Source organism: Sphingobacterium faecale (genome assembly GCF_016746095.1).
GTDB lineage: Bacteria > Bacteroidota > Bacteroidia > Sphingobacteriales > Sphingobacteriaceae > Sphingobacterium > Sphingobacterium faecale.
The window spans coordinates 485,835-500,735 of the sequence record NZ_JAERTY010000003.1 but is presented as its reverse complement, the minus strand read 5'-3'; the positions used below and the strand labels follow the sequence as shown (position 1 = coordinate 500,735).

Here is a 14,901-nt window from a genome sequence, read left to right as displayed (position 1 = left end):
TATTTCTAAACCACAAAGGTGCAAAGAATAGGTTATAAATCTAAATAATTCATCAAAAGGTCATAGCGGTCTTGTGTGTCAGACTGTTCACCTCCATCCCTAAATGTCGCTTTAACAACATAGTCATTTCTCCATAAAGAGGAGACTACCCCCGAAATATTTGTTTTATTGACCTTTATTGTCATTTCTAATTTAGAGGAATCTGGTAGGTGGTGTATTGCGGTGCTTAAGATATTAGTGTTCTCTGCTTCAATAATCCGGGCAATATGGGAGAGCGCATTATCACGTATACCAAGCTCAAGTACAATAATAGCACCTTCATCATTGCCGAGAGTCTCATTGAGAGCGATTAGTAAATCCTGTTTGGTTAGTACACCTACATATTCGTGTTTTTTATTCAGTACAGGTATAAAGCAATAATCATATGTCGTGATTAGCTGTAGAGCATCGTATATGTGTTGATAATCAAACAGGTATACCGATTTGAAAAGTATGCGGAGATCCCCTATAGGGATTTGAGTATCTACTTGGTCAAGGAGCGATTCCTCGGAAACTAAGCCGTGAAAAATATTGCCTTTGACGACAGCTAGAAATTTAGAATGACTTTCACTCATCTTTTGAAGGACAAAATCGACGGTGTCCGTGTGTAAAACTTCGTGATAATCAGAGGATATGTATTGCCCGATAAACATAGCTGCTATTTTTAATATTAAACACTCAATAGGTGAAAACGTTTAATCGTTGACCAAAAATAGACATAAAAGCCAAGAAACTTGTTTTTAAATGTATTTTTCTTAGCAAGATACAGCATTATTTTTTTATTTTTACGCTTCACGAAATAGGAGCAATCTGTGCTTTCAAAAAGATGGCGATAGAAAAAGATAAGTTCATACAAGTAAGGGAAGTCATACGAAAAAAAAGTCCAGGACTTGCTAAATGGATACCGGGGGTGCTTGTCAGTTATTTGGAACGGACTATACACGAAGATGAGATAAACGACATTATGTATCGTTTTAGGGATCTGCAGGGGTTAGACTTTGTCGATGCATTGATTACCGATTTGGGAGTCGAAGTCGTATTAGAGGGGGAAGAGAATATTCCCGATACCGACCCGGTTATCTTTGCATCAAATCATCCGTTAGGAGGTCTTGATGGTATTGCATTCATGCATGCGATAGGACGATATCGGCGAGATGTTAAGTTTTTAGTCAATGATATCTTAATGAATGTTGGAAATCTTCAGCCTCTTTTTGTTGGGGTTAATAAGATTGGAGGGCAGGATAAGGGTGCTATTTCGGCGATAGAGCATGCTTATGCAGGTGATCATGCGCTTTTGGTTTTTCCTGCCGGTCTTGTATCACGCAAGAATCATGGTAAGATTGAAGATTTAGAATGGAAGAAAAGTTTTGTATCCAAGGCGAAGAAATATAAGAAAGATGTCATTCCCGTCTATATAGATGGGAAGAATTCAAGTTTTTTTTACAATCTCTCCAGATGGAGGGCTAAATTGGGCGTGAAATTTAATGTTGAGATGTTGTATTTGGCGGATGAGTTTTTCGCGCAACGGAATCAACGAGTAGTAATAAAAATTGGGAAGAAAATTCCATATACGTTTTTTGATACATCAAGGAACGAAAGGCAATGGGCGGCTTATACAAGGCAGCTCGTATATGAAATGAAGACGGAGAAATAAATTGTATGGAAGAAATAATTGCCCCAGTAGATAGGGGATTGATCAAAGCAGAGCTAACGGAAGAAGCTTTTCTTCGCTATACCAATAATGGAAATAACGAGGTTTATTTAGTGAACTACCATTCTGCACCTAATATCATGCGGGAGATAGGTCGGTTGCGTGAATTGACGTTTAGAGGGGCTGGGGGAGGAACAGGTCTTGCGCTTGATATTGATGAGAATGATACCTGTTCGCATAATTATGATCAATTGATAGCATGGAATCCTGAGGACGAAGAGATCATAGCGGGATATAGGGTGATCCGTTGTGATCAGGCGATGGATGATCAAGGAGAGATTCATCTCTCTACTTTGCATTATTTTAAGTTTTCTGATGAATTTGTAAAGAATTACCTTCCTTATACTATTGAACTCGGACGCTCATGGGTACAGCCTAAATATCAACCTTCCATTGATAATAGAAAAGGACTATTTTCATTAGATAATCTATGGGATGGTCTAGGGGCTTTGGTTGTAATTAATCCCGATATCAAGTACTTGTTTGGGAAAGTGACCATGTATGATCACTTTAACGCTCAAGCACGTGACTTATTAATGTATTTTATGGAATGTTACTTTCCAGATCACAAAAATATGGTTAGACCATATGATGATCTTTTGGTGGGCTATAAAACAGATATTACCCCATTTTTGGGGATTTTTGATGGCCTGCCCTATAAGGAAGGGTATAAAGTTCTAAATAAACACGTTCGGGAGGCTGGAGAGAATATCCCTCCACTCATCAATACCTATATGAACCTTTCACCAACGATGATGACATTTGGAACTGCGATGAACGATGAGTTTGGAGAAGTGGAAGAAACTGGGATATTGATTACATTGCAGGATATCTATCCACCCAAGAAAGAAAGGCACATTGCATCTTTTGACAGAGATAAAATTTATGGAAGCAGAGAACATACAAAAGAGAACTAATTAGTTCTCTTTTGTGGCATAGATAAAAAAGTCTATTCAGTCTTTTATGAAAGACAGCTTTTTACAAGTTCTGATATCGTTTTCCCGTCAGCCTTTCCCGCTAGTTTTTGATTAGCTGCACCCATTACTTTTCCCATATCTTTCATCCCAGAAGCTCCTGTTTCTGCTATGATAGTATGAATAATTGCCTCTACCTCGGCACGATCCAGTTGCTTAGGAAGATATTCTTCGATAACTTGCTGTTCTTCCAACTCTATCTGAAAAAGATCTTCACGTCCTTGGCCTTTATAGATCTCTCCTGATTCTTTTCGTTGTTTGACAAGTTTTTGTAAAACTTTAATTTCCGTATCTTGATCCAGTTCGTCTACTCCTGCTTTTTCAGTTTTCGCAAGTAAGATTGCTGCTTTGACCGCTCTCAAGCCGCGAAGACGAACACTATCCTTAGCAATCATTGCTGCTTTGATATCTTGGTTTATTTGTTGTTCTAGTGACATTATTGTATGAGTTTATTTAGTTTCTGACTATTACTGTTCCTGTAGCTTGAGCTGTGGGCATGATCAGCAGGTCATTGATGTTGACATGTGCTGGAAGAGAAAGTACATAACGGATGGTCTCAGCTATATCTAAACCTGATAAAGGTACGACGCCAGCATAGACATTTTTAGCCCTTTCTTTATCTCCTTTGAAGCGAACTTCCGAAAACTCCGTTTCTACCATCCCTGGGTTTATTGCCGTAACCTTAATGCCAAAAGGTAATAAGTCTATACGCATAGCTTTGTTTAAAGCGTCTACAGCATGTTTTGTCGCACAGTACACATTGCCATTGGGATATACCTCTTTACCGGCAATGGAACCTATATTAATAATATGTGCCCGTGTGCTTTTTTTTAATAAAGGGATGACAGTTTTACTAACATATAGTAGTCCTTTTACATTGGTGTCAATCATGCGGTCCCAGTCGTCTGTGTCTCCATCTTGCAAGGCATCAAGACCTTGGCTTAGTCCCGCATTGTTTATTAGAACATCTATGTTTTGCCATTCGGTGGGAAGTGAAGCGATTGCTCTTTTTACCTCTGCGTTATCTCGTACATCAAGTGTAAAACTGTGTATATCGACGTTGGGGTGCAGGCTGTGGATTTCGTTGGTGAGCGAGGTCAAGCGGTCTGCTCTTCGTGCACATAACAGGAGCCTATAATTACTTTCAGTTGCTAGTACTTGTGCGCAGGCAGCTCCAATTCCTGAGCTTGCACCAGTTATTAATACTGTTCTCATTTTTATTTTTTTAGTCGTCAGGTGGTCTTCTAGCTTAAGGCGGCGAATACCTTATTGGAAGATCAAACTAACATATATATTGCGAATCAAACCTCTCTGAATAGGCTCCATGAATAGATTGTTCTTTGCTAATTCATGATTAGGGGCAAATACATTATCGAAGCTCTGATTGAATTTTATTTCAGGTGACATCTTAAAATAAGCAAAGAAAATATCCGCTCCTAAGCCAGCTTCCCAGGATAGGTATCCTGGTCTCATGATTAACGAGGGGGGTATATCATTTTTAGATCGATTTTGCAGACCGCTATATTCATCATTTATCCCTATCCATCGGGTATACCGAACTCCACCGATTAGGTAGGCTCTGTATCTATTGAATTTGTTTTTTAAGATCTTCTCGTCCGACCGAAATTTAACGGATAAAGGGAATTCAAAAGCGGTAAAATTAGATCCTTTTTCGGATATAGCAATATGTCTTTGTTTTCGGACTATACTTTTATTTTCCCAGTCAGGTTTTGAACCGGTTGACAGATATTCGATCCCTAGGTTGTTGAAAAAGAGAAATGAAGGGTTGAAGGTGAAATAAAGATTCTCGTCGGCCCGTATGTCTACAGGTATTCCTACCGAAAAACCAAAGTTCGGTTTAGATTGTATACTTTTAAGTTCACCGAGGTTTTTAGCGTCATTACCGTTGTACTCTATCCTGTGGTTTTGCCAGCCATTTTTTAATTGCAGTTGATAGCTTTGTACCACCATATTGTATTGTATACCCAGCAAGATCGTTGCATCTTCATTATAAGAGGAGGAGAATGGCAACGAAATTTTTCGTTGAGCCAAACTATCTAAGCTAAAAAAAACTCCCACTAGTATAAAGAAAATATGTTTCATGCGAGTTGCTTTTATTTAATTGCCTCGTATATGGTGCAAAAACCAAATGTTTGTGGTCTAACTTTAGTCTCTTTGAAACCGACCTGGGAGGTTATATCAGCAAATCTTTCTCCGTCCGGAAATCTAGAGACAGATTCTGGAAGGTAAGAGTAGGCGCTGGAATCTTTAGAAATCAATTTGCCAATCGCAGGTATAAACTTGTGAAAATATAACTGGTAAAATTGTTTGATAGGAAAGGTAGTCGGATTTGATAATTCCAATATAACAGCTTTTCCACCGGGTTTGAGAACGCGGTTTATTTCAGCTAGTCCTTTTTCCAAATTTTCGAAATTACGAACACCAAAGGCAACAGTCACGGCATCAAAGGTATGATCTTCAAAAGGTAGGTTTTCTGAGTCTGCCAATTTTACCTCCAATTGTTGTTCAAGTCCTTTTTTTGCAATCTTTTCTTTGGCAACATCGAGCATTCCTTGGGAAATGTCAATACCTATAATCTTTTTAGGTTTTAGTAGACGGAGTGATTCAATAGCAAAGTCACCCGTTCCGGTAGCAACATCTAGCATAAGTTGCGGTCTGATAGACTCTAAGGATCGAATGGCTTTTTTTCTCCAAATCACATCGATCCGCATGGTCATGATCCGATTCAATAAATCATATCTGTGGGAAATGTTGTTGAACATGTCTGCAACTTGTTCTTTCTTGCCACCTTCTTTTGATTTGTAGGGTTTTAATGTTGAGGCTCCATTTGACATAGAGCAAAGATAATATAATATTTTCATTGCAATATAATTATTTCTGGATGCGCTGTTCAAATGTTTAATAGTAACTTACTTGATAGTTAGTTGGACTTTAATGTGTTGAAAATGAAAACTTAATGAAGCGTGATTTGTTGAACACTTCAGTATGACCTTTCAGGGTGGTTGTTAACAATCTCTAAAGTTTTCCACAATTTTATAATTTATTGATAATGAATTACGTTTTGGTGTTATCAACAGTTTGTTAACAATCAGTGTTAAAAATAAAGGCTTGTAGGATAGGAGAGATGCATGGCTTGATCTTTTCACTTTTTTTTGATGTGCAGAACTAAAAAATTAGAGAGCTAGTATTTTTGCTAACTTTGTTTAACAATATTTTTAGTATCTAATAAGATACTCTGTTTTTATTGTTGAACGCGATAATCTTAATCAAAAATGGATCAGGAACACACAGGACAATCATCTAATGCGGGGCGTACAGGTTTTAGTAAGAAACGTACAGGTTTGAATAATCTTGTTAGTGGCTTAGGAAAGCTGCCTCCTCAAGCTTTGGATCTTGAAGAGGCTGTGTTGGGCGCGTTGATGTTAGAAAAAAATGCGTTGAGTGAAGTTATTGATATTCTTAAAGTTGAGTCTTTTTATAAAGAGGCACACCAAAAGATATTTGAAGCTATTTTTAGCTTATTCCAAAAGACGTCGCCTATCGATATTCTGACTGTTACCTCCGAATTGCGGCAAATGGGCGCATTGGAAATGGTGGGTGGTGCTTTTTACATAACGCAGCTTACCGATCGCGTTGTTTCTGCAGCAAATATTGAGTATCATGCCCGTATCATATCACAAAAATACATTCAACGAGAGCTGATTAAAGTTTCTACCGAAATCATCAATTCTTCTTACGATGAAACCAGTGATATTTTTGATCTTTTGGATCATGCCGAAAAGAGTCTTTTTGACATCGCCCAGAATAACTTGCGCCGGGATTCCAGAAAAATGGATGACATTATGCGGGAGGCGATCAGCAATTTGGAGGCATTACGGGATCGTACAGATGGTTTGACGGGGGTGCCTTCGGGACTAACTGCTTTGGATCGTATGACCTCAGGTTGGCAGCCTTCAGACTTGGTTATTATTGCTGCTCGTCCTGCGATGGGTAAAACGGCTTTTGTACTATCGGTAGCCCGGAATGCTGCGGTAGACCACGATAAGGCCGTCGCTGTATTCTCTCTGGAGATGTCATCCGTACAGTTGGTAAATCGTCTAATAGCGGGAGAAACAGAAATTGAACAGGAGAAACTAAAAAAAGGAAATCTGGCGGATCATGAGTGGCAGCAGTTGCACTCTCGTATCGGGAGATTGACTGAAGCGCCGCTTATTATTGACGACACACCTGCATTGAACGTTTTTGAGTTTAGGGCAAAGTGTAGGCGCCTTAAGGCGCAGCACGATATACAGATGGTTATCGTCGATTACCTGCAATTGATGCACGGTAAATCGGAAGGGAAAGGTGGAGGAAACCGTGAACAGGAAATCGGTAGTATTTCCAGAGCATTGAAATCCGTAGCTAAAGAGCTTAATATTCCGGTGTTGGCGTTATCACAGTTGAGCCGTGCGGTAGAGTCACGCCCTGGTAATGCCAAGCGTCCGATGTTGTCGGATTTGCGGGAATCGGGATCTATTGAGCAGGATGCAGATATGGTTCTTTTCCTATACCGTCCAGAATATTATGGATTGACTGAGGATGAGGAGGGCAGACCTACTGCTGGTGTCGGTGAGGTTATTATCGCTAAGCACCGTAACGGTGAAACGGGTATAGTACCTTTAAAATTCGTGGGTAAATTTGTTAAATTCGTCGATCTAGAAGATGACTTTGCCGGTATGGGGGGAGATTCTTTTGGTGGCGGTGCTGATTCTCCTTTTGGCGGGTCCCCTATGATGCCTTCATCTTCATTTGAAGATTTCGGAGGCGGAGGAATTACGATGCCATCTCGAATGAATGACATGCCAGATGATGCTCCTTTCTAGTAACAGCATTTATTGCACTGGAAAATCAAAATATTTGTCTTTAAAAGGTTCATTATTCAATGTGTAGTGCCACCATTCTTTGGAGTAGGCTTTAAATCCGTGTTTTTCCATAGCAGCACGAAGTATCTTCCGGTTCGTTAGCTGCTCCGGACTCAGCTTCGTGTATAGGTGTCCCGATATTTCTCCTAGAAAGTCAAATGGGCTACCCATATCCAGTTCGATCTTACTATCCAACATAATAATGGTCAGATCGACCGTGCTTCCTCGGCTGTGTCCTGATTTTGAGGCGATATAGCCTCTTTTAAATAGAAGATGTTTGTCTTCTGTGGGATAGAATTCTGCTTTTCCTAAGGTATCTTTGGGGTCTTTTGACCAATTAACGAAATGATTTACAGCACTCTGAGGGCGGTATCCATCGTATATTTTTAACCCCATATTGTTTTTATTTAGCTCTTTTTCTACTTTTGCAAGCGCTTCTGCGGCTTGTTTTGTCAGGATAGCCTGAGGTTCCAGATACCCTTGTATGGGCTTTCCAATAAAATTGTGATGGCCACAATAGCGTAGATCCACTTCTATATGTGGGATAATATCCCTGACATATACAAAACCATCAGGTAATTGTTTTGAGATTTGCTGAAACGGTGTAGAGGCAGTAAGCTTGATTAAAAAAGAAGCAATAAATACGAATTTGGTCATAACGAGGTCGTTTGTCGAGTAAAGGTAACTATTTATCAGAATAATAGCATATACAAGTCGTATTTGGCAGTAATTTAGTAACTTTGTAATCTATTTCTAACGGAAAAACTCTTTATTATTTTGGATTATTTAGCAGGATTAAATTCCACGCAGCGCGATGCTGTAGAGCAGACAGAAGGTCCGGTGATGATTGTGGCAGGAGCGGGGTCAGGAAAGACCCGTGTTATCACTTATAGGGTGGCCCATCTTATTCGAAAAGGTGTGGATCCTTTCCATATTCTCGTCTTAACATTTACCAATAAGGCTGCGAAAGAAATGCGCGAACGTATCATGAAGGTAGTCGGCGCGGAAGCAAAAAACATCTGGATGGGAACATTTCACTCCATTTTCGCAAGGATACTTCGTGTAGAGGCAGAATTGATCGGCTACCCAAAGAACTTTACGATATACGATACCGATGATACTAAGAGTTTGCTACGGTCTATTTTGAAGGAGATGAATCTAGATGATAAGCTATATAATGTAAACCAGGTCTATGGTCGTATATCATCTGCAAAGAATAATTTAATATCACCACAGGAATACAATAAAAACGAAGCTTTACTTGCTGAGGACAGAGAGAATGGCAGACCACAGATGGGGCAGGTTTATTTTACCTATGCTCAACGTTGTTATCGTGCCGGAGCAATGGATTTTGATGACTTGCTGTTCAAGACGAATGTTTTGTTAAATAAACATCCGGAAACATTACACAAATACCAACATCAGTTTAAATACTTAATGGTAGATGAGTATCAGGATACCAACTTTTCTCAGTATCTTATCGTCAAACGTTTGGCAGCGGTCAATGAAAATATATGTGTAGTAGGTGATGACGCGCAAAGTATTTATGCTTTCCGGGGAGCGAACATTCAGAATATTCTGAACTTTCAGAAAGATTATCCTGAAGTCAGGGTGTTTAAGCTGGAGCAAAACTATCGTTCAACGAAGATGATTGTCAATGCTGCAAATAGCATTATTGCCAACAACAAAAATCAGTTAGAGAAGAATGTGTTTTCTGAAAATGCGGACGGTGATAAGATAAAGGTAGCGCGGGCGTTTTCCGACAATGAGGAGGGAAAGATCGTTGCGGAGGCAATTTTACAAGATAAGGCATTGTTTTCACAGCAATTCAAGGATTTTGCTATTCTGTACCGGACCAATGCACAGTCGAGAGCCATGGAGGAGTCGTTACGTAAGCTTAACATTCCTTATAAAATTTATGGAGGCACTTCCTTCTATCAGCGTAAGGAGATAAAAGATTTAATTGCCTATTTCAGGTTGACCTATAACCCGAATGATGAAGAAGCATTAAAAAGAGTTATTAATTATCCGAGACGTGGGATAGGGGATACCACTATCGATAAGATTATTGTAGCTGCAGATAAACATCAATACCGACTTTGGGATGTAGTAGCAAACGCTCCGATGTTTTTAGATGGACGTAGTGCAACGGCTGTATCGACCTTTGGTACGATGATACAGAGTTTTCAAGCGATTGGAAATCAGCTGAATGCCTTTGATACGGCGATGCATATTGCACAGCATTCGGGTATTTTAAAGGATCTCTATGAGGACAAGTCGGTAGAAGGTTTAAGTCGCTATGAAAATATCCAAGAACTATTGAACGGTATTAAGGAGTTTTCGGAGCGTGAGGATATTGAAGAAAAAAGCCTCGATATCTTTTTACAGGACGTTGCTCTGTTGACGAATGATGATAATGACAAGGATCCGAATGCAGATACAGTTTCCCTGATGACTATCCACTCTTCCAAAGGACTCGAGTTCCCCAGCGTATTTATCGTAGGGTTGGAAGAAAATTTGTTTCCATCACAATTATCCGTAAATTCACGAGCAGAATTGGAAGAGGAAAGAAGGTTGTTTTATGTCGCAGTGACACGTGCTGAGACAAAACTGCACATTTCCTATGCCACCTCAAGGTATCGCTGGGGTACTTTAAATAATTGTGAACCCAGTCGTTTCTTAGACGAATTGAACCCTGCGTGTCTGGACTTGGATTTTAAACCAAGAATGAGTGCGGCAGCTGGCGAAGGGGGAATGAAGTCAGATCGGATTGCTTGGCAGCAGAAAGATAGCTTCTCCAAACCAAAGCCTAAAGTGGTCAAGACGACTTCGATTTTACCGAAGGCCCATGTTCCTACTGAAGGTTTTGCCCCTTCAGATACGAGTGGTCTCCAGGTGGGCATGGAAGTAGAACACGAACGCTTTGGATTTGGTAAAGTCATTAATTTAGAGGGTAGTAGTCCAGACCTAAAAGCAACTATTTTTTTTAAAGAGTTGGGACAGAAACAATTGTTGCTTAAATTTGCAAAACTAAGAATTGTCCAGTAATACACTGGAGAGAATATTAAATAAAAAAATAACGTTATATATTACGATTAATTTCACTAACTATATGAAACATCCATGCGGTTCAGACTGTACAAAGACACATGACTATGAAGTAGCATGCGCGCTGTCTGTTAACAAAACGGTGCAAAATATTGGATTTTCAATTCCGACTCGTCGGGACAAGTTAATGACCGTTAAAAAGCAAATTAATACATATGAATTTTGATTATAACAGTACACGCCCTAAGTTGATATTGGCCGAGTATGGCAGGAATGTACAGAATATGGTTGACCATATCTGTACGGTACCTTCCAAGGAAGAACGCAACCGATTAGCACAGGTCGTTATCGATATGATGGGCGTTTTAAACCCCCATTTAAGAGATGTTTCCGATTTTAAGCATAAACTTTGGGATCATTTATATATCATTTCCGATTTTAAAATTGATGTTGACTCTCCTTATCCAATTCCTTCTAAGGAAGAGATACGTCACAAACCGGAGCCCTTACCTTATCCTCAGCATAGGATCCGATTCAAGCATTATGGACATATTGTAGAATCTATGATCGAGAAGGCTATGGCTGTATCTGATGTAGAAACGAGGCAGAAGATGACTTTGGGGATTGCCAATTTTATGAAAATGGCTTATCTCACGTGGAACAAGGACTCTGTCAATGATCAGCAGATTATTCAAGATCTGAAAGAACTTTCTGGCTTTGTATTAGTATTGCCAGAAGATACGGTATTGACTAAGTTGGATTTCCGTACACCGCCTCCGGGCAACCGTATTAAATCGCAAGCTACTACGAATAATAACAATCAAAAGCAAGCTTCGGGATCAAACAATAATAAAAAGCAGTATCAGAATAATAACAACAACAATAATAACGGCGGTCGTAAAAGGCAAAACAATAATACTGCAGGTAAGAGACCTTATCAGAGCAGCAATTATAAGAAATAGAAGGGTATATCCGATTACTTCTATTGAAGAGGATATCTACAATTTCAAAATACAAGCAGGATCACTCCGATTTGGTGAGGTTTTTGTTTGTATTTCGTTCTGAAGATATCCTCTTGTTGTATATCTATTTATTTAAACGGCTTGGAGACTAGCTATATCTATATTCATTATAAAATTAATATATGAACGCATTTGAAATTCACGGTGGGAAGCCGTTAAAGGGAGAGATAATACCTCAGGGGGCAAAGAATGAAGCATTACAAATTCTATCAGCAGTATTGCTGACCGAAGAGAAAATGACGATAAGCAATATCCCAGATATAAAGGACGTCAATAAGTTGATTGATTTGTTACGATCTTTGGGTGTAGAGGTGAATCAATTGAATAAGGATACCTATGAATTTCGAGCTAAAGATATTAATATAGACTACTTTACTTCTGAAGAATTCAAACAGAAGGGGGGAAGTTTGCGGGGATCGATCATGATCGTAGGACCCCTATTAGCCCGATTCGGCAAAGCTGCTATTCCTAAACCAGGAGGAGATAAGATCGGCCGCAGGAGATTAGATACTCACTTTTTAGGATTTGAGAAATTAGGTGCAAAATTTGTGTATGATGCTGATAATCATTTTTTCAATGTGGATGCAACGGCATTGAAAGGTACCTATATCTTGCTTGACGAGGCCTCTGTTACTGGAACTGCTAATATTGTTATGGCTGCAGTTTTGGCGAAAGGAACTACCACTATTTATAATGCAGCCTGTGAACCTTATTTGCAGCAATTATGCAAGATGTTGAACCGTATGGGAGCTAATATTTCTGGAATCGGTTCTAATTTGTTGACTATTGAAGGAGTAGAATCGTTGACAGGTACAGAGCATCGTATGCTACCAGATATGATCGAAATTGGCTCTTTTATTGGTTTAGCAGCAATGACCGGTTCGGAGATAACGATTAAAAATGTAGCTTATAAAGAGCTGGGTATTATCCCTACGGTGTTTTCACGTTTAGGTATTAAAATGGAACTAAGGGAAGATGATATTTTTATTCCAGCACAGGATGGCTACGAGATTGATACCTTTATAGATGGTTCTATATTAACAATATCTGATGCTCCATGGCCAGGGTTTACACCCGATCTTTTGAGTATTGTATTAGTGACGGCTATTCAAGCGAAAGGAAATGTATTAATACATCAAAAAATGTTTGAAAGCAGATTGTTCTTCGTTGATAAATTGATTGATATGGGAGCACAGATTATTCTATGTGACCCACACCGTGCTACAGTTATTGGTTTGAATAAGCAAACTCAACTTAGAGGGATACAAATGTCCTCGCCCGATATACGTGCAGGAGTTTCTTTGCTTATAGCAGCTTTATCCGCACAAGGTAAGTCAACAATATTTAATATCGAACAGATAGAGCGTGGATATCAAGATATTGAACAAAGACTTGTGGCTTTAGGAGCTGATATTAAGAGGGTTGAAGCACAGCCAATGGGTCACTGATAAATTGTCTGAATAATGTTAATATATTCAGATACATTTTGTTTTCTAAAAAGCAATTCTATTTTTGTAAAAATAAAAGTTTAAACAGATATTATCAAAAGATGAAAAAACTAGTTTTATTCTCAGCGGCAGCGGCGATGGTCCTTGCTTCTTGTGCTGGAAATCCCGAAGGTAAAAAGGCGGAAACCAAAGACTCCGTAGCTACTGTAGACAAAGTGGCAGGCGCTGCGTATGCGGTAGATACGGAAGCAAGCCAAATCATGTGGAAAGGAACAAAGGTTTCTGGTTTCCATGAAGGAACTGTAAAAGTAAAATCAGGTGAGTTGAATGTAGATAATGGAGCGATAACTGGTGGAAACTTTGTATTAGATATGAATACAATCTCGGCTACAGATTTAGAGGGTGAGTATAAAGATAAATTGGATGGACATCTAAAAGCAGACGATTTCTTTGGCGCTGCTACTCATCCTGAGGCTAGTTTCGCTATTACTGAAGTAAAAGCCGGTGCAACAGCAAATGATGTTGTGATTTCAGGTAACTTGGTAATTAAAGGAACTTCAAAAAACATCACTTTTGATGCAAAAGTAGAAGAAATCACAGATACTACGGTGAAAACTTCTGCAGACTTCAATATCTTACGTGAAGATTGGGGAGTAAATTATGAAGGAAAAAAAGATGATTTGATCTCTAAAGAGATTAACTTCCGTGTTAATATCATCGCTAAGAAATAATTAATACGTAAATAATGAAACAAAAAGCGTTAGTAAAAATTACTAGCGCTTTTTTGTTTGCTTACATCTGTCACATAAAGAAAAGAGATGTATAGAGTTGCACATCAATGCAAGTTTATCACCGAAATTTATTCAAAGAATTCTAGAAAGAGCAGAGAGTCCAAAGAAAGAATAAAAAAAGGCTAATCTCAAGATTAGCCTTTTGTACCTAGGGCGGGAATCGAACCCGCACTCCCTTAACGGGAACAGGATTTTAAGTCCTGCGTGTCTACCAGTTCCACCACCTAGGCAACTGAGCGAAAGACGAGATTCGAACTCGCGACCCCAACCTTGGCAAGGTTGTGCTCTACCAACTGAGCTACTTTCGCTTGACGTGGTGCAAATATAGAGTAATAATGCAATTCTGCAAAGAAAAAAGTGAAAAATAAAAACTTATATCAGACCCTTATTTTCTCAAAAATAAGAGCATTCTCATAACCCTTGCTTTGTAGGTAGCGTATGAGCTTGGCTTTATCCTGTATAGTAAGTTGTTGTACATCTCCGTTTATTTTCTTTTCGATAATAGTTGTCAACTTCTGCTCATAATCATCGAGATCGATTTGTTGTAGTGCCGCCTTTATTAAAGGGGGAGATACTCTTTTTGCTTTTAGATGTTGTTGTATTTTAATCTTACCCCAACCTTTTATTCTAAATTTACCCAAAACAAAAGCATTAGCAAAACGTTCTTCATTTAGAAAATTGGTAGCAATCAGTTCGCTAATTATTTGCTCGACATTCTCTAGGTGTAATCCCCATTCGTAGAGCTTGTCTCTTACCTCTTGTTGAGATCTTTCCTGATAGGCGCAGTAGGCCTCGGCTTTTAATTTTACTTGATGCGGCGTGAATATTTTTTTATGTGGGCGCTGCTCTTCCATTCTACAAACTTATGTAAAAGCATAGGATAATCCACTTTTACTTATTAAAAATAATGATGAAATTTGTTTCTTATTCAGAAGTTGTTTTCAAC

Annotated in this window: 14 protein-coding genes and 2 tRNA genes; 7 read left to right on the top strand and 9 right to left on the bottom strand. The window is 39.0% G+C overall.

The window, feature by feature from the left end; genetic code table 11:
• Positions 1–32: 32 nt before the first annotated feature.
• Positions 33–614 carry a CBS domain-containing protein gene (locus JKG61_RS07775; RefSeq protein WP_237249407.1) on the bottom strand — a complete coding sequence of 194 codons (582 nt, stop codon included), beginning with the start codon at positions 612–614 and terminating at the stop codon, positions 33–35.
• A gap of 251 nt (positions 615–865) precedes the next feature.
• Between JKG61_RS07775 and JKG61_RS07770 the strand changes: the two genes are divergently transcribed.
• Entirely contained in the window at positions 866–1,693 is an 828-nt protein-coding gene (locus JKG61_RS07770) for a 1-acyl-sn-glycerol-3-phosphate acyltransferase (RefSeq protein WP_202102392.1), read from the top strand.
• A 5-nt stretch (positions 1,694–1,698) separates the two neighbouring features.
• Complete coding sequence (locus JKG61_RS07765) at positions 1,699–2,667, top strand: GNAT family N-acetyltransferase (protein ID WP_202102391.1); 969 nt, start codon at positions 1,699–1,701, stop codon at positions 2,665–2,667.
• A gap of 44 nt (positions 2,668–2,711) precedes the next feature.
• Here JKG61_RS07765 and JKG61_RS07760 read toward each other — a convergent pair whose 3' ends face one another.
• The 4 genes from JKG61_RS07760 to ubiE are packed head-to-tail and all read right to left on the bottom strand — an operon-like array spanning position 2,712 to position 5,579.
• A complete protein-coding gene (locus JKG61_RS07760) occupies positions 2,712–3,161 on the bottom strand; it encodes a GatB/YqeY domain-containing protein (RefSeq protein ID WP_202102390.1) in 450 nt (149 codons plus the stop codon).
• Positions 3,162–3,177: 16 nt separating this feature from the next.
• The gene (locus JKG61_RS07755) at positions 3,178–3,939 is read right to left on the bottom strand and encodes an SDR family NAD(P)-dependent oxidoreductase (RefSeq protein ID WP_202102389.1); all 762 of its coding nucleotides are present in this window, start codon (positions 3,937–3,939) and stop codon (positions 3,178–3,180) included.
• A gap of 51 nt (positions 3,940–3,990) precedes the next feature.
• Positions 3,991–4,827: a PorT gene (locus JKG61_RS07750; protein WP_202102388.1), complete on the bottom strand. Its 837-nt coding sequence runs from the start codon at positions 4,825–4,827 to the stop codon at positions 3,991–3,993.
• 11 nt (positions 4,828–4,838) lie between these two features.
• The gene (ubiE, locus tag JKG61_RS07745) at positions 4,839–5,579 is read right to left on the bottom strand and encodes a bifunctional demethylmenaquinone methyltransferase/2-methoxy-6-polyprenyl-1,4-benzoquinol methylase UbiE (RefSeq protein WP_202102462.1); all 741 of its coding nucleotides are present in this window, start codon (positions 5,577–5,579) and stop codon (positions 4,839–4,841) included.
• A gap of 438 nt (positions 5,580–6,017) precedes the next feature.
• On the opposite strand from ubiE, the gene dnaB reads away from it, so the two are divergent.
• A complete protein-coding gene (gene dnaB / locus JKG61_RS07740) occupies positions 6,018–7,607 on the top strand; it encodes a replicative DNA helicase (RefSeq protein WP_202102387.1) in 1,590 nt (529 codons plus the stop codon).
• Between the two features lie 9 nt (positions 7,608–7,616).
• On the opposite strand, the gene JKG61_RS07735 is transcribed toward dnaB, so the two are convergent.
• The gene (locus JKG61_RS07735) at positions 7,617–8,303 is read right to left on the bottom strand and encodes a M15 family metallopeptidase (protein ID WP_202102386.1); all 687 of its coding nucleotides are present in this window, start codon (positions 8,301–8,303) and stop codon (positions 7,617–7,619) included.
• 120 nt (positions 8,304–8,423) lie between these two features.
• On the opposite strand from JKG61_RS07735, the gene JKG61_RS07730 reads away from it, so the two are divergent.
• The 4 genes from JKG61_RS07730 (at position 8,424) to JKG61_RS07715 (ending at position 13,895) form a co-directional block, all read left to right on the top strand.
• On the top strand, positions 8,424–10,694 hold the full coding sequence (locus JKG61_RS07730; RefSeq protein ID WP_202102385.1) for an ATP-dependent helicase: 2,271 nt from the start codon (positions 8,424–8,426) through the stop codon (positions 10,692–10,694).
• A 215-nt stretch (positions 10,695–10,909) separates the two neighbouring features.
• Positions 10,910–11,656, top strand: coding sequence for a DUF4290 domain-containing protein (locus tag JKG61_RS07725; RefSeq protein ID WP_202102384.1), 747 nt, complete (start codon positions 10,910–10,912; stop codon positions 11,654–11,656).
• Positions 11,657–11,838: 182 nt separating this feature from the next.
• Positions 11,839–13,164, top strand: a complete 1,326-nt coding sequence (gene murA / locus JKG61_RS07720; protein ID WP_202102383.1) for a UDP-N-acetylglucosamine 1-carboxyvinyltransferase — start codon at positions 11,839–11,841, stop codon at positions 13,162–13,164.
• 101 nt (positions 13,165–13,265) lie between these two features.
• A complete protein-coding gene (locus JKG61_RS07715; RefSeq protein ID WP_202102382.1) occupies positions 13,266–13,895 on the top strand; it encodes a YceI family protein in 630 nt (209 codons plus the stop codon).
• Positions 13,896–14,100: 205 nt separating this feature from the next.
• Here the strand turns inward: JKG61_RS07715 and JKG61_RS07710 are convergent.
• The 3 genes from JKG61_RS07710 to JKG61_RS07700 all read right to left on the bottom strand — a co-directional run bounded on the left by JKG61_RS07710 (position 14,101) and on the right by JKG61_RS07700 (position 14,809).
• A tRNA-Leu gene (locus JKG61_RS07710) sits at positions 14,101–14,185 on the bottom strand.
• Between the two features lie 5 nt (positions 14,186–14,190).
• Positions 14,191–14,263, bottom strand: a tRNA-Gly gene (locus JKG61_RS07705).
• 69 nt (positions 14,264–14,332) lie between these two features.
• Positions 14,333–14,809: a regulatory protein RecX gene (locus JKG61_RS07700; RefSeq protein ID WP_202102381.1), complete on the bottom strand. Its 477-nt coding sequence runs from the start codon at positions 14,807–14,809 to the stop codon at positions 14,333–14,335.
• Positions 14,810–14,901: the final 92 nt, after the last annotated feature.